The organism is Streptomyces sp. NPDC048258, assembly GCF_043201995.1.
Lineage (GTDB): Bacteria > Actinomycetota > Actinomycetes > Streptomycetales > Streptomycetaceae > Streptomyces.
The window spans coordinates 104,182-125,679 of record NZ_JBICZH010000007.1 but is presented as its reverse complement, the minus strand read 5'-3'; the positions used below and the strand labels follow the sequence as shown (position 1 = coordinate 125,679).

General features: G+C 73.4%; 19 protein-coding genes. 3 read left to right on the top strand and 16 right to left on the bottom strand.

Going from position 1 to position 21,498, the window contains the following annotated elements; all coding sequences use genetic code 11:
- Window positions 1-29: 29 nt before the first annotated feature.
- The 5 genes from ACGFYQ_RS18240 to ACGFYQ_RS18220 all read right to left on the bottom strand — a co-directional run bounded on the left by ACGFYQ_RS18240 (window position 30) and on the right by ACGFYQ_RS18220 (window position 5,561).
- The gene (locus ACGFYQ_RS18240; protein WP_393744958.1) at window positions 30-1,688 is read right to left on the bottom strand and encodes a hypothetical protein; all 1,659 of its coding nucleotides are present in this window, start codon (window positions 1,686-1,688) and stop codon (window positions 30-32) included.
- A gap of 170 nt (window positions 1,689-1,858) precedes the next feature.
- Window positions 1,859-2,737 (bottom strand): alpha/beta hydrolase family protein, encoded by an 879-nt coding sequence (locus ACGFYQ_RS18235; protein ID WP_393744956.1) that lies wholly within the window; start codon window positions 2,735-2,737, stop codon window positions 1,859-1,861.
- 171 nt (window positions 2,738-2,908) lie between these two features.
- On the bottom strand, window positions 2,909-4,150 hold the full coding sequence (kynU, locus tag ACGFYQ_RS18230; RefSeq protein WP_393744954.1) for a kynureninase: 1,242 nt from the start codon (window positions 4,148-4,150) through the stop codon (window positions 2,909-2,911).
- Window positions 4,143-4,988, bottom strand: a complete 846-nt coding sequence (locus ACGFYQ_RS18225) for a tryptophan 2,3-dioxygenase family protein (protein WP_393744952.1) — start codon at window positions 4,986-4,988, stop codon at window positions 4,143-4,145. Before ACGFYQ_RS18225 ends, kynU begins: the two co-directional genes overlap by 8 nt.
- A gap of 159 nt (window positions 4,989-5,147) precedes the next feature.
- The gene (locus ACGFYQ_RS18220; protein WP_393744950.1) at window positions 5,148-5,561 is read right to left on the bottom strand and encodes a DUF3151 domain-containing protein; all 414 of its coding nucleotides are present in this window, start codon (window positions 5,559-5,561) and stop codon (window positions 5,148-5,150) included.
- 129 nt (window positions 5,562-5,690) lie between these two features.
- On the opposite strand from ACGFYQ_RS18220, the gene ACGFYQ_RS18215 reads away from it, so the two are divergent.
- Window positions 5,691-6,857, top strand: a complete 1,167-nt coding sequence (locus ACGFYQ_RS18215) for an IS701 family transposase (RefSeq protein ID WP_393744948.1) — start codon at window positions 5,691-5,693, stop codon at window positions 6,855-6,857.
- A gap of 231 nt (window positions 6,858-7,088) precedes the next feature.
- Here the strand turns inward: ACGFYQ_RS18215 and ACGFYQ_RS18210 are convergent, their stop codons facing one another.
- From ACGFYQ_RS18210 to ACGFYQ_RS18165, 10 genes are all read right to left on the bottom strand, one after another.
- Entirely contained in the window at window positions 7,089-9,020 is a 1,932-nt protein-coding gene (locus ACGFYQ_RS18210; RefSeq protein ID WP_393744946.1) for a GAF domain-containing protein, read from the bottom strand.
- A gap of 35 nt (window positions 9,021-9,055) precedes the next feature.
- Window positions 9,056-9,748, bottom strand: a complete 693-nt coding sequence (locus tag ACGFYQ_RS18205; protein WP_393744944.1) for a hypothetical protein — start codon at window positions 9,746-9,748, stop codon at window positions 9,056-9,058.
- Window positions 9,749-9,781: 33 nt separating this feature from the next.
- Entirely contained in the window at window positions 9,782-10,516 is a 735-nt protein-coding gene (locus tag ACGFYQ_RS18200; protein WP_393744942.1) for a BTAD domain-containing putative transcriptional regulator, read from the bottom strand.
- A 114-nt stretch (window positions 10,517-10,630) separates the two neighbouring features.
- Window positions 10,631-11,326, bottom strand: coding sequence for a ScbR family autoregulator-binding transcription factor (locus ACGFYQ_RS18195; protein WP_393744940.1), 696 nt, complete (start codon window positions 11,324-11,326; stop codon window positions 10,631-10,633).
- A gap of 217 nt (window positions 11,327-11,543) precedes the next feature.
- Window positions 11,544-12,566 carry a class II fructose-bisphosphate aldolase gene (fbaA, locus tag ACGFYQ_RS18190; protein ID WP_393744938.1) on the bottom strand — a complete coding sequence of 341 codons (1,023 nt, stop codon included), beginning with the start codon at window positions 12,564-12,566 and terminating at the stop codon, window positions 11,544-11,546.
- A gap of 276 nt (window positions 12,567-12,842) precedes the next feature.
- The gene (gene pyrE, locus ACGFYQ_RS18185; RefSeq protein WP_393744936.1) at window positions 12,843-13,382 is read right to left on the bottom strand and encodes an orotate phosphoribosyltransferase; all 540 of its coding nucleotides are present in this window, start codon (window positions 13,380-13,382) and stop codon (window positions 12,843-12,845) included.
- A 21-nt stretch (window positions 13,383-13,403) separates the two neighbouring features.
- Window positions 13,404-14,192, bottom strand: coding sequence for an aldose 1-epimerase (locus ACGFYQ_RS18180; protein ID WP_393744934.1), 789 nt, complete (start codon window positions 14,190-14,192; stop codon window positions 13,404-13,406).
- Window positions 14,193-14,237: 45 nt separating this feature from the next.
- Window positions 14,238-15,197 carry an SRPBCC domain-containing protein gene (locus ACGFYQ_RS18175; RefSeq protein ID WP_393744932.1) on the bottom strand — a complete coding sequence of 320 codons (960 nt, stop codon included), beginning with the start codon at window positions 15,195-15,197 and terminating at the stop codon, window positions 14,238-14,240.
- A 32-nt stretch (window positions 15,198-15,229) separates the two neighbouring features.
- On the bottom strand, window positions 15,230-16,873 hold the full coding sequence (locus ACGFYQ_RS18170) for a polyamine aminopropyltransferase (RefSeq protein WP_393744930.1): 1,644 nt from the start codon (window positions 16,871-16,873) through the stop codon (window positions 15,230-15,232).
- Between the two features lie 162 nt (window positions 16,874-17,035).
- The gene (locus ACGFYQ_RS18165; protein ID WP_393744928.1) at window positions 17,036-17,644 is read right to left on the bottom strand and encodes a DUF2617 family protein; all 609 of its coding nucleotides are present in this window, start codon (window positions 17,642-17,644) and stop codon (window positions 17,036-17,038) included.
- Window positions 17,645-18,404: 760 nt separating this feature from the next.
- On the opposite strand from ACGFYQ_RS18165, the gene ACGFYQ_RS18160 reads away from it, so the two are divergent.
- A complete protein-coding gene (locus ACGFYQ_RS18160) occupies window positions 18,405-19,595 on the top strand; it encodes a pyridoxal phosphate-dependent aminotransferase (RefSeq protein ID WP_393744926.1) in 1,191 nt (396 codons plus the stop codon).
- 245 nt (window positions 19,596-19,840) lie between these two features.
- Here ACGFYQ_RS18160 and ACGFYQ_RS18155 read toward each other — a convergent pair whose 3' ends face one another.
- Window positions 19,841-20,260, bottom strand: coding sequence for a DUF3224 domain-containing protein (locus tag ACGFYQ_RS18155; protein WP_393745324.1), 420 nt, complete (start codon window positions 20,258-20,260; stop codon window positions 19,841-19,843).
- 43 nt (window positions 20,261-20,303) lie between these two features.
- Here ACGFYQ_RS18155 and ACGFYQ_RS18150 point away from each other — a divergent pair, with 43 nt between their 5' ends.
- On the top strand, window positions 20,304-21,482 hold the full coding sequence (locus ACGFYQ_RS18150) for a hypothetical protein (RefSeq protein WP_393744924.1): 1,179 nt from the start codon (window positions 20,304-20,306) through the stop codon (window positions 21,480-21,482).
- The last annotated feature ends 16 nt before the right edge of the window (window positions 21,483-21,498 follow it).

The window sequence follows — 21,498 nt, the reverse complement described above, 5'->3', positions numbered from 1 at the left end:
GGCCGGGCCCGGGGCGCTGGAGGGGCTGACTACAGGGTGTCGTAGTAGCCGAAGATGTCGACGATCAGGTCGGCGTCGTCCCAGCCCATGTTCCAGAAGTCGACGATGCCGTGGGTGCCGGCGCTCGCCTGGACCAGGTTCGGGACGGTCTTGCCCGCCGTCCAGTTCAGGGCGGAGGCGGTGGGCTCGTCCGGCCAGACGGCGGTGCCGTTGCCGTACTGGTCCCACGAGTTCGGGTCCGGGGTGACCGACAGGAAGCCGTCGCCGCGCGTGTTCGTGACCGTGGTGTTGAACACGAAGCCGGTGACACCGACCGGGTCGGTGAACGGCCGCATGTAGACGTAGCCGCGGCCCTCCAGCGGGCCGTAGCCCCAGTTCGCGTCGTCGCGGGTGTCGAGCATCCGGCCCGGCGCCGTGGGCATGAAGGCGCCCGAGCTCTCGTTGGTGTAGAAGCCGACGACGTCGACGATGATGTCGGTCCCGGCCCACGCACCGTTGCGGACGTTGATCTTGCCGTCGGCACCGACGGGCACGATCACCGAGTTGGCGACCGTCTGACCGGCCGTGAAGTTCACGCTCGACGTGGACGGAGCCGCCTGGCCGCTCGGGTAGACGGTCAGGTGACCGGCTTCCTTCGGGTTGGTGACCGTCACGTTCAGCGCCACCGCGCTGATGCCCTTCCAGACACCGTTGCGGCCGGCCATCTGCACGTCGAACGACGTCTGCCCGGCGACCGGACCCTGGGCCGTGCCGAGGCCGACACGGGTGTCGACGGCGCGGACCGGGGCCAGCGGGTTGTAGCCGGCGGCCGACTTGTGGCTGAAGTAGCCGGTGATGTCCGCGATCAGGTCGAGCGACTCCCAGCCGCCGTTGTACAGCTCCACGTAGCCGTCCTGGCCGACCGGCACGATCACCAGGTTCGGCACGGTCTGACCGGCGACGAAGTTGACGTTCGAGCTGATCGGCCGCACGACGCCCGACGGGTACGCGGTGACGTGCCCGGCGCTGGTGGCGTTGGTGACGGTCACGTTGAGGGCGACCGCGGTGACCCCGGCGGGGATGCCGCCGTTGCCGCCGACCTTCAGGCGGGTCGTACCGTACGCGGCGACCTTGGCCTTCGGGGCGCCGATGCCGCTACGGGTGTCCAGGAGGCGGGTCGGACCGTACGCGGTGAAGTCCGAGCCCGGCGTCACGACGTTCAGCTGGTTGACGGCCTGCGTGTTGTTCGCGGCGTCCACCACGGTGACGGTGACGGTGTACTGGCCGACCTCGGCGTACGAGTGCTGCCGGGCGACCTGGCCGGAGCCCTGGGCGGTGGCCTTGGTCTCGGTCCCGTCGCCCCACGCGATGGTGATGTCGAGCGCGGCGGGCGCGCTCGTGACGGTGGACGTCACCTCGATCCCGTGGGCGCTCGTGCCCTTGGCCTGGAGACCGACCGCGAGGGTCGGGTTGCCCTCGGCGGCCTGCGCCTGCGGGGCGGCGGCGGCCTTGTCGCCGGCCGCCGGGACGGTCTGCCGGACCGTACGGTCGGCAGGGCTGGTGAAGCTCTTGAAGTTGGAAGCCGCGGCCTTCTTCAGGTCGCCGGCGGGCGCGGACACGCCGTGCGTGCCCGGCTTGACCGGGTCGGCCGCGTGGGCCGCACCCGGGATGAGACCAACGCTGGCCGCGACGATGGCGGCAGCGGACATTACGAGACGGCGACTACGCACCGGCCCCCCCATTTTCGTTTTTGAACGCGCTCAGGGTGAATCCCGATCAGAGTACATAGCCTTTCGGCGGTTCTCATGCGGGTATCACCTTGGGCTGGGGGCGGTTGGCCCGCATCTGCCCGGGAGTGACCCTTTCGGGTGGCCGGGCCCTACCAGGCGAGCTGCGCGATCTCCTCAGAGACCACCGCGCACGCGTCGGCCGCCGGGTCGATGAGCGGGAAGTGGCCGACCCCGTCCAGCAGCGTCAGCCCGACCATCTCCCCCGCCCGCGCGGCGGCGGCCACGTACGCCTCCGCCACCTGCTGCGGGACCACGATGTCGTCGCGGCCCTGGACCACGGCAGTCGCGATGCCCGTCGGGAGCAGGGACGCCGGGTCGGCGGAGGGAAGGCGGGCCTCGAAGTGCTCCGGGCCGCCGAGCAGCTGCGCGCTCGCGCCCCCGCACACGCCCAGTTCCTCCGCCACCGCGAAGTCGGCGATCGGGGCCAGCGCCACCACCCCGCGCAGCGGCGGCGGGGCGGGCAGCCGCCAGGGGGATTCGTACGGGAGCACGTGCCGGGCCGCGGCCCACAGCGCGAGGTGACCGCCGGCCGAGTGGCCGGTGACGACCACGCGGCGGAGGTCGGCCTGCGGCAGCGCTGCGGCGGCGAGCCCCGGGAGGGCGTCCAGCGCCGCGGCGACATCGTCGAAGGTCTCCGGCCAACGCCCCGCGACCGGGCCCTCCGAGCCCTGCTGCGGGAGGGAACGGCCACGCCGGTACTCGACGTTGGCGACCGCGAAACCCTGCCGGGCCAGGAAGTCGGCGAAGGGGGTGACGTGCTGCCGGTCGTACGGGGCCCGCCACGCGCCGCCGTGCAGCACGACGACGAGGGGGACCGGGCCCCGGGTCTCGCCGCGCGGGGCGTAGAAGTCGACGACCTGGTCGGGGTGTTCCCCGTACGCGGCGCTCGCGTCCGGCGCGACGGCCGGATGGGAGAAGGCCGAGGTGGCCTCGGCGGCGTCCCGTTCCACTGCGGCGGGGTCCGTCATCGGCTCAACCTCTCGGTAACGCGTGGGACAGCGGGGACAGATGTTCCGGTGTTCCGGCAGAGCGGGACCGTATCAGTCTGGAACGAGGCATTCCGTGCGGGGCCCGGGATGTGCCGGAGCGGGCGGAGCCGTAGCCCCGCCCGCCCGGTGATGTGACGTTTCGCTACGGGGTCACCCGAAAATGTGACCCAGTGAGCGCGCCGCGCGCTCGGCGTCGGCGAAACCGACGTACAGCGGGGTGAAGCCGAAGCGCAGGACGTCGGGGGCGCGGAAGTCGCCGATGACGCCCCTCTCGATGAGCTCCCGCATGACCTCGCGGGCGTTCTCGGTGCGCAGCGAGACCTGGCTGCCGCGCCGGTCGTGCTCGGCCGGGGTGACCGGCTCGACCCGGCCCTCGGGGACGTACGCGGCCACGCACTCGAGGAAGAAGTCGGTCAGGGCGAGGGACTTCTCCCGGACGGCTGCGACGGACACCCCGTCCCAGGCGTCGAGCGACGCCTCCAGGGCCAGCATGGACAGGATGTCCGGGGTCCCGACGCGGCCGCGCCGCGCGCCGTCGGCCGGGGTGAACTCCGGGGTCATGGCGAAGGGGTCGGCATGGCCGTTCCAGCCGGGCAGGGGGGAGTCGAAGGCGGCCTGGTGGCGGTCGGCGATGTAGAGGTAGGCAGGGGAGCCGGGGCCGCCGTTGAGGTACTTGTACGTACAGCCGACCGCGAGGTCGACGGCGTGCGCGTCGAGGCCGACGGGGAGGGCGCCGGCGGAGTGGCACAGGTCCCAGACCATGATCGCCCCGGCGGCGTGCGCGGCCGCGGTGAGGGCGGGGAGGTCGTGGAGCCGGCCGGAACGGTAGTCGACGTGGTTGAGGAGGACGACGGCGGTGTCCTCGTCCATCGCCTCCGCCGCGTGCGCGGGGTCCACCGGGGTGGCGGTCAGGCCGGTCATCCGGGCCGCCGAGGCGGCGATGTAGCCGTCGGTGGGGAAGGTGGCGGCGTCGACCAGCATCTTCGTCCGGCCGGGGGCCGCCAGGCGGGCGGCACCGACCAGGGCCTTGAAGAGGTTCACGCTGGTGGAGTCGCCGACGACCACCTGGCCGGGGGCCGCGCCGACGAGGGGGGCGAGCTTGTCGCCGATCCGCTCGGGGGCGGTCCACCAGTCGCTCTCGTCCCAGGACCGGATGAGGAGCTCGCCCCACTGCCGCGTGACGACGTCGGCGGTCGTCTGCGCGACGGTCGCCGGGAGGGCGCCGAGGGAGTTGCCGTCCAGGTAGACGACTCCGTCGGGGAGGGTGAAGCGGTCGCGGAGCTTGCCGAGCTCGTCGGTGGCGTCCAGGGCCGCGGCGCGGGCCGCGAGGTCCGGTATCCGCGTCTGCGTCTGCGTCGGGGTCGGGGTCGGGGTCGGGGTCGGCTCAGACATGGCTGCGGGCCGTCCAGAGCTCCGGGAAGACGTTCTTCGTGGCGCGCTTCTCCAGCCAGGTCACACCGGCCGAGCCGCCCGTGCCCGTCTTCGCGCCCATCGCGCGGCGGGTGGCCACGAGGTGGTCGTTGCGCCAGCGCCAGACGAGTTCGGCGACGTCCGTGAGGACCTCGCCCAGGCGGTGGAGGTCAGGGTGCTCGTCGGGAGCGGCGTACAGGCCCGTCCAGACGGCCTCGACCTCGGCCGAGGGCTCGTAGCGCTGCGCGAGGTCGCGGTCCAGGACCGCGTCCGGGACCGGGAACCCGCGGCGGGCCAGGAGGCGCAGGACCTCGTCGTAGAGGCTGGGCTCGTGGAGGGCCTTCTCCAGCTCCGCGTGGACGCGCGGGGCGCCGCGATGCGGGACCAGCATGGAGGAGGACTTCTCGCCGAGCAGGAACTCCATCCGGCGGTACATCGCCGACTGGAAACCGGAACCTTCGCCGAGGGCGGCGCGGTAGGCGTTGAACTGCCCCGGGGTGAGCTGGGCGAGCGGGCGCCAGGAGGAATTGAGGGCCTCCAGCTCGCGGAGGGAACGTTTCAGCGCGTCCATCGCGACCGGAACGCGGTCCTCGCGCAGGGCCTTCGCGGCGGTTTCCCACTCGTGGACGATGACGGTGAACCACAGCTCCATGACCTGGGTCGTGACCAGGAAGACCATCTCGCCCGGGTCGTCCGAGCGGAGGTGCTGGAGGTGGGTGAGGACGTCCGCCTGGACGTAGTCCTCGTAGGGGGTCGTGCCGTCGAAGTCGAGGTTCGGGGTGTCCGAACCGGCTCCGGAGGCATCAAGGGTGTTCGACATCGCTGTCTCCTCGACACGTGCTTCCGGGTAGCGGTCCGCTCCTTCCGTGAGGTGAGTGGAGCCCCGGTCCCCTGCCCGCATCATAGGACCCGCTCGGGGCGGGGCTCCAGCGGGGAGTGACGCAGGTCACATCCCCGCCGTGTCGTGCCGCGTCGTACCTCAGGCGTTCAGCGTGTCCGCCGCCGTCGGGGAGGAGTCGCGCAGGAAGGTCGAGCAGCGCTCGTACTCCTCCTTCTCGCCGATGGCCTCGGCGGCGCGGGCCAGGGCGTGCAGGGCACGGAGGAAACCGCGGTTCGGCTCGTGCTCCCACGGGACCGGGCCGTGGCCCTTCCATCCGGCACGGCGCAAGGCGTCGAGGCCGCGGTGGTAGCCCGTACGGGCGTACGCGTACGACTCGATCGTGCGGCCGGCCGCGAAGGCCTCGTCGGCGAGGGTCGCCCAGGCGAGGGACGAGGTGGGGTGCGCGGCGGCCACCTCGACGGCGGGGGTGCCGGCGGCCAGGGCCTCGCGGCCGGGCTCGTCGGGGAGATGGGTGGGGGCGGGGCCCCCGAGGAGGTTCTGGTGAATGGACATGCCCCCAGTCTGCCGGGCCGGGTGGTGGGCGCCCCACCACCCGGCGGCTCAGGCGTGTGCCCGGCGCACCTCCCCGGGGCGGGGTCCCGGGGCGGAGGGTGGGGGTGCGGACGACGAAGGGGGCAAGTCGTGGACACCAGCACCTGCCGGCGCGATCCGGTCGACGAGGCGGCCGAGGACCTGTGCGAGGCGGTGCTCGGCTCGCTGCGGCGCAGCGATCAGCGAGCGAGGGGGCGCCAGTACGTGCGCGGGCTGCTCGCCACCGAGGGCCGCAAGTCGATCCGCAACATCGCCCAGCAGCTCGGCGGTCCCGCGGCCGAGCAGAACCTCCACCACTTCATCGCCGGTTCCACCTGGGACTGGCAGCCCGTCCGTACCGCGCTGTCGCACTACCTGGAGGAGTCCACCCCGCTCACGGCGTGGGTCGCGCAGCCCATGGCGTTCCCCAAGGGCGGCGAGCACTCGGTGGGTGCCGGGCACCGCTTCGACCCGCACCGGGGCCGGATGTTCCGCGGCCAGCAGGCCTTCGGGATCTGGTTCACGTCGGCGGGGGTGAACACCCCGGTGGGCTGGCGGCTGTTCCTGCCGTCGGAAGACGCGTACGAGTCGTACGAGGAGTGCGCGGTCACCGGTGTCCTGGACACCGTGCGCCAGCGCCGGATGCCCTCGCGGCCGGTCGTCCTCGACGTCCGCGGCATCGGCACCCGCTCCACGATGAACCGTTTCCGCGAGGCCGGGCTGCCGGTGCTGGCCCGGATCGGCGCGACCGCCCGACTGCTCGTCACCGACCCGGCCCTGCCGGGGTACGGCGCGGGGGCGGCGGGCGCGCGGGACATCCTGCAGGGCGTCAGGGGGCTGCGGGTCCCGGTGGAGTGGCCGGACCCCTCGCACCCCGGCGCCCGGCGCACCTCGCTGGTGGCCGCGGTCCGCGTGATGATGCCGGACCCGTCGCCGGCGCGGCGGCGGGAGGTGCTGCTGTTCGGGGAGTGGACCGATCCCCGGCGGCCGGTGGCGCGGCTGTGGGTGACGGACATGACCCGGTCGGCGCCGGCCGCGGTGCTGCGGCTGACGAAGCAGGCGCGGCGGGTGTCGGCGGTGGCCGCGGCGGCGAGCGTGCGGGAGGTCGGGCTGCGGGACTTCGGCGGGCGCTCGCTGTCCGGCTGGCACCGGCACGTCACGATGGCCTCGGTGGCCCACGCGGCCCGCTGCCTGGGCACACGCGTGGCCCTGCGGGCGGATCCCGTCGCCGAACCCGGGCTCTGCCCGGACCCGCGCCTCAATCGCCGGCGAGGCTGAACAGATCCGGGGCTCCGCCCCGCACCCCGCGCCTCAATCGCCGGCGAGGCTGGATTGTGGCTGATGCCGCCTACCAGGCGCGGGATGGTTGCCCGCAGGGCAATTCCAGCCCCGCCGGGACCCAGCCCCGCCTGCGTTTGAGGCGCTGGGGGTCCCCCCGGACGGAGTCTGGGGGAGGGTCCGGGGGCAGCGCCCCCGGCAGCGGCGCCGCGCCCTGGCCCGCCGGCCGCGCTAGGCCTCGGCCTCGGCTCCCGGGCCGCCGCGAAGGGCACCGCGGGCCTTGCGGAGGCGGAGGGCCATCTGGATCTCCAGGGCGCGGGCGGGCTTCTGCCAGCCCTCGCCCAGCAGCTCCGCTATCCGCTCCAGGCGCCGTGACACGGTGTTGGGGTGCACGTGCAACGCCTCGGCGGCATGCGTCGGGCTGGCGCCGGAGTCGAAGTACGCCTCCAGCGTGCGCGTGAGATCCGTGAGCCGCGTCGCGTCGTACTCCACGACCGGCCCGATCGTCGAGGCGACGAACGCGTCCACGTCATGGTCCGCGGACAACAGCAGCCCCAGGAACCCCAGTTCGCGCAGCGACGCCGTCCCGCCCACCCCGCCCAGCGCCGTCAGCGCGTCCAGGCAGCGCGCGGCCTCCTCGTAGACGCCCGCCACCGCCGAGGCACCCTCGGCGGGGCCCGCCGCGCCGGTGGACACCGGGTGGCCGAGCAGCGGCGAGAGCTTCGCCGAGACCTCCCGGGCCACGGCCGAGGCGTCCGTGCCCGGCAGCAGCAGCACCACGCAGCCGCGCCGTACGCCCTTGAGACCGCCGCACCGGTACGCGTACGAACCCGCCCAGGCCACCGCCTTGCCCAGCTCCCCGCCCTCGGGTCGGGCCACGACCACCACGTGCGGCACGTCGAGGTCGATGCCGAGCCGCCGGGTCCGCTCCCGCAGGTGCAGGTCGGAGCGGTGCGGCCGGTCCAGCAGGTCCTGGAGCAGCTCGTCGTGGACCGGTCCCTCGGCGGCCGCCGTGCCCCGCTGGATCAGCAGCAGCGCGGCCACGGACTGGGCCGCCAGTTCCAGCAGCCGTACGTCCTCGTCCGTGAGCGGCGCCGAGGCGCGCAGCACCAGCACCCCGAGGTCCTCGGCCCCGGCCGTCACCGGCGCCACCCACACCTCGCCCGGCAGCGGGACCGGCACCCGCCCGGTGTGCGCCAGCAGGGCGGCCCGGGTGACGGCCTCCTCGGCCTCCTCGTCCAGGTCCGGCATCCCGTCGGCATCGGTCAGCGGCCGCCCGCCCGGGTCCCGTACCTGGAGTACGCCGTCCAGCGCGTCGGCGGCGGCCCGCGCGACGGTGGACAGCCGGGCCCCGTCCAGCACCAGCCGGACCAGCCGGGCGTGGCAGTCCCACAGGTACCGGACGCGGGTCAGCGCGGTGTTCGTGGCGGAGCCGAACCGCTCCAGCTCGGTGACCTCGTCGCGGGTGCGCTCCAGCAGGCCGGCCTGCTGGATGGCCAGCGCCGCGAGGTCCGCGAGGGAGAGCAGCACCCCGATCTCGTCCGGGGTGAAGTGCCGCACCGTGCGGTCCGCGCCGTACAGGGCTCCCAGGGTGGAGTCCCCGTGCCGCAACGGGACCGCGATGATCGCGCGCAGGCCCTCGGCGCGGACCACGGCGTCGATGCCGGGGCCGTGCGGGAAGGAGTCGTCGTCGAGGTAGTCGGCGCTCCACACGGGTGCGCGGCGCTCCTGGGCGAGGCGGCCCAGGCCCTGGCCGGTGCCGAGTTCGAGGCCGGCGGCGAGGGCGGTGGTCTCGCCCTCGGCGGTACGGACGTACGAGGTGCCGTCCGGGCGCCGCAGACTCACGTACGCCATGTCGAAGGTCAGCAGCCTGCGGGCGCGGCGGGCGATCACCCGCAGCAGGGTGTCGAGGTCGTACGGCGAGGTCAGGTCGTGGGCGGTGTCCACGAGCGCGGCGAGGGCCGCCTCCCGTGCGCGGCCGCGTACCGCGACGGCCTGGACGGAGCGGGCGAGTTCGACGGCCTTGGCGAGCTCGGCGAGTCGGGCCTCGTCGGCGCCGGTCCGATGGGCCTCGTGCAGCAGGCCGTCGATGCGGGCGGCCGGGGCCTCCTGGGCGAGGAGTTCCAGCACGGCGAGTGGGCCGCTCCCGTTGTCCCAGGTCATCGCCCTTGTCCCCCTTGGTTCTTGTCGGCCAGGGGTCAAGTGTGGCTGAGGGTGTCTCCGTACAGGCGCGGGAGCGGGGCGAGGGTGGGCAGGGCCGCGGCGGTGCCCCAGCCGATGAGGGAGGGCAGCGCGGCGGAACGCGGCCCGAGGGAGGTCCACATGAGGCGCTGGGGCCTGGCTCCCGCGGCGGCCAGGACGCGCCAGCGCCCGGTGGCCAGGGTCCGGTCCTGGCGCGCGTACAGCAGGCGGGCCGTGCCGATCGCGCCGTCGCCGAGCTCGCGGATCGGGACTCCCGCGTAAGAGGGGATCGCCGCCAGGTCCAGGCCGCGGTCCTGGGCGCGTTCGAGCCCGCACAGCCAGGCCTCCAGGACCGCCTCGTACGCGGCCAGTCCGCGCACCGGGCCCGTGTGCACCCCGGCCCCCTCCCCCAGCAGCCGCGCGGCGGAGTCCAGTCCGGTCGGGGTGGCGGGCAGGACGACCAGCAGGTTGGTCCGGCCCAGCCGGGCGAGCAGCCCGGCGGCGGCTCCGTAGCCGGGATCGGGCGGCGGCATGGCCACCAGGCCGCCGAGCGGCAGGAGTTCGTCGCAGGCGAGGGCCGCCGCGACCGGGTCGCAGGAGGCCAGCAGCACGCCCCGTACGCCCGGGAGGGTCGCGGCGGGGGCGGGGGCGGCCGGGGCTTCGAGCCAGGGCTCCACTCCCTCGGAGACCAGGACGTCGGTCGCGCTCATATCCCGGGAGTGTGCCGCGCCCCGGCGGGGCGGTCACGAAAGGGACGAACAGTGTGTCAACTCGCCTGTCGGCAGAGCCTGTCCGACCAAGGGCCGGTTCACATCGGCCGATTCTCCGTATGCTCGGTATGTTTTGGCCCGGGCAAGGGTCCGCGGCAACCCGTGGGACCCGGGGCCGAGGGCCAGTCCGGCCAGTTCGGCCGGCCCGGAGTGCAGTTCGTGGTGCCGGCCGAGAGCGAGTTCGGCCTCCACCCACTGCTCGGCGACCGCTTCCCGGGTGGCCTCCAGGCCGGCGATCCGCTCGGTGAGCCGGGGGCCGGGGGTCACCCCGCCGAAGGCCGGACCCTTCCAGAGCCGGAGCGCTCCGCGCAGTCGGCGAGCTGCCGTCTCGTAGTCCGCGCGGGCCATCGCGCGGTATCCCGCGCCCGCCTCGCGGGCGAATTCGTGCAGGTCACAGCGGCCGCCGCCGGTGTCGAGGAGATAGCCGCCGGGAGTCTGGAGCAGTACGGTCCCGGCCGTGCGGCGCCCTCCCGGGGCGACGGCGTCGGCCAGCCGCTCGCGCAGTCGGCGGACACAGTTGTGCAGCTCCGACCGCGTGTGCTCCGGCGGTACGTGCACCGCGAGCTCCGCGGCGAGTACGGCGACGGGGACCACCTGGTCGGCGTGTGCGGCGAGCAGGGCCAGGACCTGTCGCGCGGGCGGCGCGGCGGGCGCGATGGGCACACCGTTCTCCAGGACCTTCAGCCCACCGAGTACGTCGATGTCCACAGTCTTCCCCCCGGGCAACGCGTCGCGGAGCCCGGTCGGCGCGAACTCCACCGAGAAAAAGCATACTTGGGATTTTGTTTTATGCCACTGGCCCGCACGGATCAGCGCCAGTGGTCAGCCGTGAGTGGTCAGCGGGGAGTCCGAACAGTCACAGAGGTGCGCCCCGCCGGGCCCGTGCAGCGCCCTGCCGCCGCGGCCGGGCGCGGTGTCGAGCCGGATCGCCACGGCCGAGACCACCAGGCTCGGCATCACGCTCGTGTAGAGCGCCGCGACCTCCTGGTCCAGATCGAGCCCCAGCGTCTGCGACATGACGTTGAGCCCCGCGAAGGCCCCGACCACCAGCCGCGACGGTCCCGCCGGATCCACGTGCGCGAGCAGCTCGCCGCGCTCCTTCGCCTCCACCATCAGGGCGGTGTGCATGTCGATCCAGCCCTGGTAGGGCGCGGCCCGGTCCAGTGCCCGGCCGTTCCGCTCCAGGGTGAGCCGCGCGCTGGCGCGCATCAGCACGTCGTGCCGGAGCCGGTGCGAGAAGATCATGCCGATGTCGACGAACTGCTGCGCCCTGAACTCCTGTGGGGTGAAAGCCGGTTCCACGCCCACCTGGGCGTCGATCACGGCCTGCGCCAGGTCTTCCTTCGAGTCGAAGTGGAAGTAGAGCGCGCCCTTGGTGACATCGGCGATCCGGACGATGTCCGACAGCTTGGCGGCGTCGTACCCGCGGTCCTCGAACACCACGCCGGCGGCTTCCAGGATCGCCTGGCGGGTGCGCACCGCGCGGTCCTGCTTCACCTGCGGTCGTTCGGCCCTCATGCGCATCCGTCCCACTCCATGACCCCGGGCCACCGGCAATACATGCCCCCGGGTACGTATTTGTGAGCAGAAGTTTCACACCCACGCGAAGCCGCCGTCCACCGCGGAAGACGGGAGGCCGGAGACGGGAGGCCGGAGACGGGGGCGGGAACGCCGAAGGGCCCGGCCGCCGTCGTGTGGGACGGGGCCGGGCCCTTCGGTACGTCGTACCGCGGGACTACTTCAGCTTCGTGCCCGTGGAGCGCAGGTTCGCGCACGCCTCGGTGACGCGCGCGGCCATGCCGGCCTCGGCGGCCTTGCCCCAGGTGCGGGGGTCGTACTTGGACTTCGTGCCGACCTCGCCGTCGACCTTCAGGACACCGGCGTAGTTGGCGAACATGTGGTCCACGACCGGGCGGGTGAAGGCGTACTGGGTGTCGGTGTCGAGGTTCATCTTCACGACGCCGTTCTCCAGCGCGGTGGCGATCTCCTCGGCCGTGGAGCCCGAGCCGCCGTGGAACACGAAGTCGAACGGCGAGGCCTTGCCGTACTTCTCGGCGACGCCCGCCTGGAGGTCCTTGAGGAGCTCGGGACGCAGCACCACGTTGCCCGGCTTGTAGACGCCGTGGACGTTGCCGAAGGAGGCGGCCAGCAGGTAGCGGCCCTTCTCGCCCAGGCCCAGGGCCTCGGCGGTGCGGATCGCGTCCTCGACGGTGGTGTACAGCTCGTCGTTGATCTCGTGGCTGACGCCGTCCTCCTCGCCGCCGGTCGGGGTGATCTCGACCTCAAGGATGATCTTCGCGGCGGCGGCCTTGGCGAGCAGCTCCTGGCCGATGGCCAGGTTGTCGGCCAGGGTCTCGGCGGAGCCGTCCCACATGTGCGACTGGAAGAGCGGGTTCAGACCGCGGGCCACGCGCTCGGCGGAGATCTCCAGGAGCGGACGTACGTAGCCGTCCAGCTTGTCCTTGGGGCAGTGGTCCGTGTGCAGCGCGACCGTGATGTCGTACTTCGCCGCGACGATGTGCGCGAACTCGGCCAGGGCGACCGCGCCGGTGACCATGTCCTTGTTGTACTGGCCACCCAGGAACTCCGCACCACCGGTGGAGATCTGGATGATGCCGTCGCTCTCGGCCTCCGCGAAGCCGCGCAGCGCAGCGTGCAGGGTCTGGGAAGAGGTCACGTTGATGGCCGGGTAGGCGAACTTGCCTGCCTTCGCCCGGTCGAGCATCTCGTTGTAGACCTCGGGGGTTGCGATGGGCATCTGTCCGCTCCTTGGATGTGCGGGGAGTGTGCTTATTGCGGGCCCTGACCTGGGGGCGACGTCATCGTCGCGCCTATCTTTCCAGACTCCGCGCGACACTCCACCCCGCCGGTCGCAAGGTGCTGGCCGAACGGGCCGGGATGTTTCACGTGAAACTTCCCGGCCGCCCACAAAAGAGCAGGTCAGGGCCTACTCAGAGCCTCCGCAGGACCTTCGTCTCCAGTTCCGCCCAGGCCGGAACCAGGGCGTCCGGACCCTGAGACCCACCCCTGGGACCTAGGAGAGGCCGAGGTCCTCGAGGCGGTAGCCCGTGAGGTACGAAAGCCCCGCCTCGGCGATGGCGTCGGCCGCGCCGCGGTCCACGATCGTGGCGACGGCGACGACCTCGCCGCCGGCCTCGCGGACCGCCTCGACGGCGGTCAGCGGGGACCCGCCGGTGGTCGAGGTGTCCTCGACCACCAGGCAGCGCTTGCCCTTGACGTCGGTGCCCTCGATGCGGCGCTGCATGCCGTGGGCCTTCTGCGCCTTGCGGACGACGAAGGCGTCCAGGCGCTGACCGCGCGCCGCGGAAGCGTGCAGCATCGAGGTCGCGACCGGGTCGGCGCCCAGGGTCAGACCGCCGACGCAGTCGAAGTCGAGCTCCGCGGTCAGGTCGAGCATGACCTGCCCGACCATCGGAGCCGCCTCGCCGTCGAGGGTGACCCGGCGGAGGTCGATGTAGTAGTCGGCCTCTCGGCCGGAGGAGAGGATCACCTTGCCGTGCACGACGGCCTTGTCCTTGATCTGCTGCAGAAGCGCATCGCGTACGTCACTCATACCCCCGAGCTTAATTGGGTGCTAAGCGAGCCGCCGCCAGGTCCAGGTCGTGGAGATCTCCAGCGGGTCCACCGGGGTGACCAGGCGCGGCAAGGTGTTCAGCCCGTTCGGCGGGCCGGACTGCGGTTCGACGCAGACGGCCTCGGGCGCCTCGTCGAAGACGACCACCCATTCGGCCCGGCTGGTGAGCCTCAGCTCCAGCGCGCCGGGCCAGGTCAGGGTGACGTCGACCCCGTCGGGCATGCCGAAGCAGTCGTCCCAGGGGCCGGGCTTCGGGTCGATGCGGTTGCCGGTGGGGAGGTGGTCGTCGCCGCGCTCCTCCTGCCACGCGGGGTCGAAGGTGAGGCTCACGTCCCCGCCGCCGAGCCCCAGGTCCCGCCGGAACCAGGGGTGCCAGCCGGCCTGGGCCGGGAAGGAGTCCCCGTACGTCTCGACGCCCATGCTGAGGGTCAGCGCGTCCGGCGACAGCTCGAAGATCTGGGTGACGCGGCCCGGGTAGGGCCACGGCTCGCCGAGGTCGTACGTGAAGACCGCCTCGGTGCCGGTGGCGCTGGCCCGGCGCCAGGGCACGTCACGGCCGAAGCCGTGGAGGGCGTGCGGCGGGTGGTTGAGCGGGAGCTGGTGGACGGTCGCGCCGTCCTGGAACTGGCCGTTCCCGGTCCGGCCGCACCACGGAACCATCGGGAAGGACCCGTAGTGCGGGCCCTGGCGCAGCAGCTCCGTCCCGTCGATGCGCAGACTGCTGATCCGGCAGCCGTTCTCCTGGTCGACCGTCACCTCGGCGCCGCCGGCGCTCAGTTGCGTACTCATACGGTCGACCCTAATGGGGCGGCGGGACGTGTCGCGCGTACGGGCTCAGCGGCGGCGGCGCAGGGCCCGGCCGAGGACGACCGCCGAGGCCAGGGCGAGGACGGCGGCCGGGGCGATCCAGCGCAGGCTGTCGCCGGCCGTGGTGGAGGCGGGCGCGGGCACCGGGGCGTACCGGCCGCGCGGGGGCGCGTGGTCCACCTCCTCCGCACTGCGGCCGATCATGGTCCGGCGGGCGTGGGCGGCCTCGGCCGGGGGCCGCGGCAGGTCGTCCTGGTCGTCGAACCCGCCGGCCAGGAAGGGGTCCAGGGACGGCGGCGGCACCTCGGTCTCGAACACGGAGGCGGTCACCTCGGTGACGTCGTCCCCGGAATCCCCGGAACCCGCCGCGTCCCCGGAATCCGAGGCCTCTTCGGCCTCTTCGGCGTCGGCCACGGGATCACTGACACCGGACCCGCCGCCCTCGGCGTCCGCGGCCTCCCCGGCGGTGGCCGCCGGCCCGGTCCCCGGCAGGGTCCCGGCCCCGCCGCCCTCGGCCGCCGGCCCGGTGCGCCCGGTCTCCGTACCCGCCGGGCCCGGCGCCGCCGCGGCCGCCAGCTGCTCGGCGGTCCGCTCCAGCAGCCGCTGTACGGCGGTGGCCGTGGCCTCGGCGGTGAAGGCGGCCGCGCGCCCGTCGGCGGTGCCTTCCGCCGTGAGGTCCAGGCGGGTCCCGTCCCCGTGCGGGGTCAGCCGCAGCGCGAGGGTGAGCTTCACGGTCCCGCTGCCCCGGACCTCCGTGCCCTCGCCGTCGACGGCGAAGTGGCCGGGGTCCCGCTCGGTGACGGACAGGGCCCCCCGGTAGGTCACGGTGTGCCCGCCGACCCGGATCTTGAGCCGGCCCGACAGCGGTCCGGACTCGGCGTCGGCGTCCTGCTGGAGTCCCGGCACGCAGCCGGCCACCCGGACGGGGTCGCGCAGCACGGCGCGGAGGCTGTCAGCCGGTACCGGAACGAACACCTGATGCTCCATGCGGTCGAGCCTACCGACGAGAACCCACCCGGTCACGAATACCGCGGGTGCGGCAGGGTGGACGGCGGGAGCCCGTCCACCCGGGTCCGCTCCGTGTCGCGCGCCGCATCCTGCAGCGAGCCGGTCGACAGCGAGCGCAGCCCCGGCGTGTCGCGGTCCACGCGCAGCGGGGGCACCTGCTCGCGGGAGGCCAGTACGAAGCCCCAGTCCTGCGGTGGCGCGTCGCTGACGCCGAGGGGCGTGCGGTCGGGTCCGGCGGCGAAGCCCGTGAGGCGGCCGCCGGCGCTGTAGGGGGAGGTGTGCAGGCCCGCCGCGCGCAGGGTGGACTCGACGGTCCAGTACGTACGCGGTCGCGTGGCCAGCGGCCCGGCGTGTACGGCGATCCGGCCCCCGGGCCGCAGGGCCCGCGCGGCCAGCCCGTAGAACTCCTGCGAGTACAGCTTCGTGCTGGGGGTGATGCCCGGGTCGGGGAGGTCCGAGACGATGACGTCGTACCGGTCCCGGGCGGCCGGCCCGCGCAGCCAGCGGAACGCGTCCTGCGTGACGACCCCGAGGCGCGGGTCCCCGTACACCCCGGCGTTGAGCGCGGAGAGCATCGGGTCGGTGCGGGCGAGCCGGACCACTCCGGGGTCGAGTTCGACGATGGTGACCGAGGCGACGTCCCGGTAGCGCAGCACCTCGCGGGCGGCGAGCCCGTCGCCGCCGCCGAGGACCAGGACCCGGGCGTGCGGGCCGGTCATGGCGGGGTGGACGAGGGCCTCGTGGTAGCGGTACTCGTCGTAGCCGCTGACCCGCAGCCGCCCGTCGAGGTACAGGTCGAGGGAGCGCGGGGAGCCGGTCCGCGGCCCGGTGAGCACCAGCTCCTGGACGCCGGTCTGGACGGCGACCCGCACCTCCCCGCCGTAGACGGCGCGGCGGGCGACCCGCTCGAAGTCGTCCGCGAGGACGGTCGCGCAGGCGAGCACGGACAGCACGGTCACGTTCGCGGCGATCAGCGTCCACCGGGCGCGCCGGCTCAGGTCGCGGCGGAACAGCCACAGCACCAGACCGCCGCCGACGACCGCGTTGACGGTGCCGGTGAGCATGGCGCCGGTGAGCTGGCCGAGCACCGGCAGCAGCAGGAACGGGAAGGCGAGGCCGCCGACCAGGGCGCCCACGTAGTCGGCGGCGAACAGGTCGGCGACGGCCCCGCCCGCGTCCTGTCTGCGGATGCGCTGGATGAGCACCATCAGCAGCGGGATCTCGGCGCCGATGAGGACGCCGATGGCGAAGGAGAACGCGACGAGCGCGGGCCGGGACTCCCCCAGCCAGGCGAAGGTCGCGTACAGCGCCATGGCCGAGAGCCCGCCGAGCAGGGCCAGCCCGGCCTCGATGGCGGCGAAGCCGAAGGCGGGCCGGTGCCGCAGCCGTTTGGCGAGCAGGGATCCGACACCCATGGCGAAGACCATGACGGACAGCACGACCGACGCCTGGGTGACGGAATCGCCGATGAGATAGGAGCCGAGGGCGAGCAGCTCCAGTTCGTATACGAGCCCGCAGGCGGCGCAGACGAACACGGTGGCCAGGACGAGGAGTCGGCCGGTCCGGGGCCGTACGGGCAGGGCGGCCGGGACGGTCGCCGCGCCCCGCGGCTCCGGAGCCGGGAGGACCCGACGCGGGACGGAACGGTCGATCATGAACCGAACCGTACGTCACCACCCACTCGCACCCGGTCACCCACATGGGTGCAAGTGGCGTACTGATCCAGCCAGTTGGCGTAACCACGCCGCAATGCCCGCACCCCGGACCGCCGCCGGGCGCCGACGCGCTCCGGGCCACCCCACGACACCCGACCGGCCCTAGGTCCGCGCGGCCGTCTGGGCGGCGGCCGTGGCCGTCGCCGAAGCCGTGGCCGTGGTCGCGGCCGTGGTCGCGGCCGTGGTCGCGGCCGTGGTCGGGGCGCCGATCCGTACGGCGACCCGGGTCCTGGTGGCCACCAGCTGGCCTTCCTGCGGGTACGCGTGCCAGGTCCGCCAGCGCACCTGGCCCTCGTAGCGCTGCGCGAGCAGGGCGGTGAAGGCGTGCGGACTGCCCGGGAAGGTGCCCGCTAGTCCGTTCGGGTGGTCGGCGACCAGCGCGAGCAGTTCCTGGGCCCGTCCCGCGAAGGATCCGCGGGACAGCGTCTCGACCCGCGCGGCGAACTCGTACTCCCAGTCGCCCACCCGCTTGGCCACGCCGAGCGGAAGCGGCGTACTGCTGCCGGGCATGCAGGCGACCGTCTCCGAGCAGAGCACCTCACCCTCCTCCAGGAGCACCTGATGGGAGGCCCCGAGCAGGCGCAACTCGACCTTCGCGCCCGACAGTTCGAGGTTCAGTACGGCCAGGGCGGGCAGCCGGTCCCGACCCAGGGCCCAGGCGAGATCGGCGGCACGCGTGTCGGTATAGGTGGTCTGGAGGGTCGTGAGCATGAGTCGGCTCCGCAAACGCGCGAGGGAGATGGGCCGGGGCCCGCCAGCGGTAGTCAACGGGTGGGGGGACACCGGCACGGGTCCACAGGAAGTCCCGGGAGGTCCGGGGACTGGTCTACTCAACCGAGGGAATCATGAAAGGCACGGCACTCACAGCCGTTTTACCCAACTTGACGGGGTTTACATCCCCCCGGGGGCTTCGCAGTTCACGTGTTCAACAAGTTGCGTCCCGCGCGTCGTGGTGCATGGGCGCGAGAGACGCGAAGAAGACCCGAAAGAGACGCTCACGAGTCGCGCGGGCGGCGCGCAGGAGAAGGCGCCCGGCGGACATCAGACCGCCGGGCGCCCCCGTCCGCGCGGCGCCGGCTGCCCCGTGTCAGCTGGAACCGCACCCCCCGCCGCCGCAGGAGGACGACGATCCGCCGCAGGACGAGGAGGATCCACAGGAGGACGATCCGCCCGAACACGAACTCGACGACGAACCACCCCCGCCCGCCCACCAGCTGCTACCGCTGCTGCCACTGCCGGAGCCGCTGCTGCTGCCGGACGAAAAACCGCTCTTGAACGAACGCACCGCCACGGTCACGACGAATGCGACGACCAGGAGCCCGATCACGATGAAGACGAACACGATGCCCGCCCCTCTCTCACACCCCGGTCTTCCCGGGGGGCGGGATCCCCGCGTCCCGCGTGAAGGGGGGATGCCCGCAGGCCACGCGGCCCAAAGCACACTTGAGCAAGTCCAGAGGTTCCCCGCAGGATGGCGCCCATGAGCGCACCCGTGAGCAGCGACCGCCCCTTCCTGAACCGCCGTCTGGCGGCCTTCGGCACCACGATCTTCGCGGAGATGTCGGCGCTGGCCGCCCGCACCGGGTCGATCAACCTGGGCCAGGGCTTCCCCGACACCGACGGCCCGGCCGAGATCGCCGAGGCGGCCTCCCGCGCGGTCCTCACGGGCCGGGGCAACCAGTACCCGCCGGGCCCCGGCGTCCCGGAGCTGCGCGCCGCGATCGCCGCGCACCAGCAGCGCTTCTACGGCCTCGCCTACGACCCCGACACCGAGGTCCTGGTCACGGCGGGCGCCACGGAGGCCATCGCGGCCGCCCTGCTCGCCCTCCTCGAACCGGGCGACGAGGTCATCGCCCTGGAGCCGTACTACGACTCGTACGCGGCCTGCATCGCGATGGCCGGCGCGGTACGCGTCCCCGTCACCCTGCGCCCGCACGCCGGGGCCTTCGCCCTCGACCTGGACGAACTGCGCGCCGCGGTCACCCCGCGCACCCGGCTGATCCTGCTGAACACCCCGCACAACCCGACGGGCACGGTCCTGACCCGCGAGGAGCTGTCCGCCGTCGCCGCCCTCGCCGTGGAGCGCGACCTGCTCGTCGTCACGGACGAGGTGTACGAGCACCTGGTCTTCGAGGGCGCCCACACCCCCCTGGCGGGCTTCCCGGGCATGCGCGAGCGCACGGTCACCATCTCGTCCGCGGGGAAGACCTTTTCGTTCACGGGCTGGAAGGTCGGCTGGGTGACGGCGCCCCCGGAACTGGTCACGGCGGTCCGCTCGGCGAAGCAGTTCCTCACGTACGTCTCCTCGGGCCCCTTCCAGTACGCGATCGCCGAGGCCCTCGCGCTCCCCGACACGTACTACGAGGCCTTCCGCGCGGACCTGGCCGCCAAGCGCGACATCCTCGCCGACGGCCTCACCGCCGCTGGCTTCGAGGTCTTCCGCCCGCAGGGCACGTACTTCATCACCACGGACATCACCCCGCTCGGCGAGAAGGACGGCCTTGCCTTCTGCCGCGCCCTGCCCGAGCGCTGCGGTGTGGTCGCCATCCCGAACCAGGTCTTCTACGACGACACGTCCGCCGGAGCCACCCAGGTCCGCTGGGCCTTCTGCAAGAAGACCGAGGTCCTCCGGGAGGCCGCGGCCCGCCTGCGCCGCCTCTGACCCGCCGCGACAGGGCCTGGGGAAGTGTCGTCAAAGTGGCGTCGGCCGCCCGAAGGGCGGGGCTGGTGGGGCCTGGTGCGTGCGATCGCAAGGCGGAGGAGGGAATCGACGCGGTGGGGGCACCTCCCAGCGGTAGCTGGGGGACGTCGGTGACCGACGACAACGCGGCTGGGGGTCCCCCCGGACGGAGTCTGGGGGAGTGCGTGCCAGGCCCCACCAGCCAGACGGGACTTTGACGACACGACCTAGGAGGGCGGGAGCTCGTAGTCGAACCAGATGCGGTGCGTGCCGTCCTCGTCCACGCGCAGGCCGCCCGCGCCGGTGATGCCGGTCAGGGCGGCCGTGCCGCTGCCCGGGACGATCGCGAAGTGTTCCGCGGCGCGGGACGGGCCGCCGTCGGTGGCGGCCGAGTGGACGAAGTTGAAGGCGCCCTCGCGGCCGTCCAGGACGCCCTCGAAGGACTCCATCGCGACGTAGCTGCCGACGCCCGCCTCCTGGTCGAACGCGGCCGTGAAGAGCGTGGCCGAATGGCCCGTCAGGGTGTCGCCTTCGTACCGTTTCTCCATCGTGGCGACGCCCACCGGGAGACCGGTTTCCACGTGTGGTTGCGGGGTGAGCGAGGCCGGTGTGAAGCTGACGACCTTGAAGGTGCCCGAAGCTCTCATCATCGGATGAGCGTACTCACGAAGAGCGGGAAAGTCGGGATACATGGCAACGGGCAGAGCCTCCGTGTCCGGGTCGCCCCTGGAGATCCGCGCGGTCAAGGCGGTCCGCTCGGCCGCGCCGGCGACGGTCCTCGCGCTCGGAGTGTTCGCCGCCGTGCGCGGCGCCGGGGTACTGGTCCTCACCGTCGGCTCCTGGTGGGCCGGACGGGATCCGCTCCGGGTGCTCGGCGCGTCCTGGGACTCCGCGTGGTACCTGGGGATCGCCGCCAACGGCTACGGCCGGACCCTGATGTGGCCCGAGACCGGCTCCATCCAGAGCGACTACGCCTTCTTCCCGCTCTACCCGGCGCTGATACGGCTCGTCGCCGCCGTCCTGCCGGGCGGGCTCGTCCCCGCCGGGATCCTCGTGGCCTGGCTCTGCGCCGCCGCGGCCGCCGTCGGGGTCTACCGGATCGGGGAGCGGGTGATCGGCCCGCGCGCCGGGCTGCTCCTCGTGGGGCTGTGGGCGGCGCTGCCGCACGCCGTGGTGCTGACCCTGGCCTACACCGAGGCGCTGCTGGCCGCGCTCGCCGCCTGGGCGCTCCACGCCCTGCTGCGGGGCCGCTGGCTGTGGGCGGCCGGCCTGGCCGTGCTCGCCGGGCTGACCCGGCCCACCGGGCTCGCCGTCGCCGCCGCCGTCTCGGCCATGGCCCTGTACGCCGTCCTCGCCCGCGGGTCCCGCGCGCCCGCGGTGTGGGTGGCCGGGCTGGTGGCCCCGGCGGGCTGGGCGGCGTACGTCCTGGCCATCGGGGTGCGGATGGGCGATCCCCTCGGCGGCTACTTCACCGTGCAGCGGCGCTGGGGCTCCCGCTTCGACTTCGGCGAGGGCGCGCTGCGCTCCGCGGAGCGGGTGCTGACCGGCGGGCACGTGCCGCTCGCCACCACCGTCACCGTGGTGCTGCTGGCCGCGGCCGGGCTGCTGGCGGTGCTGCTGGTGCTGGACCGGACCCCGCTGCCGCTGCTCGCGTACACCGCCGTGCTGCTGGTGATCGCCTACGGCGGGGCCGGCTTCTTCGAGTCGAAGCCGCGGTTCCTGCTCCCGGCCTTCCCGCTGCTGCTGCCGGTGGCGGCCGTCATGGCCAGAGCCCGGCCCCGCACCGCGGTCGTGGTGACCGCGGTGCTGGCCGGGCTCGGCTACGGCTACGGGCTGTACCTGCTGCTCGTGGCGCGCGTACCCCTGTAAGAGGGACTGTGGGGGA

Excerpts from the sequence above, each read along its gene's own strand:
- ACGFYQ_RS18155 (WP_393745324.1), bottom strand. The coding sequence starts at position 20,260 with ATGAGAGCTTCGGGCACCTTCAAGGTCGTCAGCTTCACACCGGCCTCG.
- ACGFYQ_RS18180 (WP_393744934.1), bottom strand. The coding sequence starts at position 14,192 with ATGAGTACGCAACTGAGCGCCGGCGGCGCCGAGGTGACGGTCGACCAG.
- pyrE (WP_393744936.1), bottom strand. The coding sequence starts at position 13,382 with ATGAGTGACGTACGCGATGCGCTTCTGCAGCAGATCAAGGACAAGGCC.
- ACGFYQ_RS18220 (WP_393744950.1), bottom strand. The coding sequence starts at position 5,561 with ATGTCCATTCACCAGAACCTCCTCGGGGGCCCCGCCCCCACCCATCTC.
- kynU (WP_393744954.1), bottom strand. The coding sequence starts at position 4,150 with ATGTCTGAGCCGACCCCGACCCCGACCCCGACCCCGACGCAGACGCAG.
- ACGFYQ_RS18170 (WP_393744930.1), bottom strand. The coding sequence starts at position 16,873 with ATGATCGACCGTTCCGTCCCGCGTCGGGTCCTCCCGGCTCCGGAGCCG.
- ACGFYQ_RS18195 (WP_393744940.1), bottom strand. The coding sequence starts at position 11,326 with ATGAGGGCCGAACGACCGCAGGTGAAGCAGGACCGCGCGGTGCGCACC.
- ACGFYQ_RS18205 (WP_393744944.1), bottom strand. The coding sequence starts at position 9,748 with ATGAGCGCGACCGACGTCCTGGTCTCCGAGGGAGTGGAGCCCTGGCTC.
- ACGFYQ_RS18175 (WP_393744932.1), bottom strand. The coding sequence starts at position 15,197 with ATGGAGCATCAGGTGTTCGTTCCGGTACCGGCTGACAGCCTCCGCGCC.
- ACGFYQ_RS18235 (WP_393744956.1), bottom strand. The coding sequence starts at position 2,737 with ATGACGGACCCCGCCGCAGTGGAACGGGACGCCGCCGAGGCCACCTCG.
- ACGFYQ_RS18210 (WP_393744946.1), bottom strand. The coding sequence starts at position 9,020 with ATGACCTGGGACAACGGGAGCGGCCCACTCGCCGTGCTGGAACTCCTC.
- ACGFYQ_RS18240 (WP_393744958.1), bottom strand. The coding sequence starts at position 1,688 with ATGTCCGCTGCCGCCATCGTCGCGGCCAGCGTTGGTCTCATCCCGGGT.
- ACGFYQ_RS18225 (WP_393744952.1), bottom strand. The coding sequence starts at position 4,988 with ATGTCGAACACCCTTGATGCCTCCGGAGCCGGTTCGGACACCCCGAAC.
- ACGFYQ_RS18160 (WP_393744926.1), top strand. The coding sequence starts at position 18,405 with ATGGCGCCCATGAGCGCACCCGTGAGCAGCGACCGCCCCTTCCTGAAC.
- fbaA (WP_393744938.1), bottom strand. The coding sequence starts at position 12,566 with ATGCCCATCGCAACCCCCGAGGTCTACAACGAGATGCTCGACCGGGCG.
- ACGFYQ_RS18150 (WP_393744924.1), top strand. The coding sequence starts at position 20,304 with ATGGCAACGGGCAGAGCCTCCGTGTCCGGGTCGCCCCTGGAGATCCGC.
- ACGFYQ_RS18165 (WP_393744928.1), bottom strand. The coding sequence starts at position 17,644 with ATGCTCACGACCCTCCAGACCACCTATACCGACACGCGTGCCGCCGAT.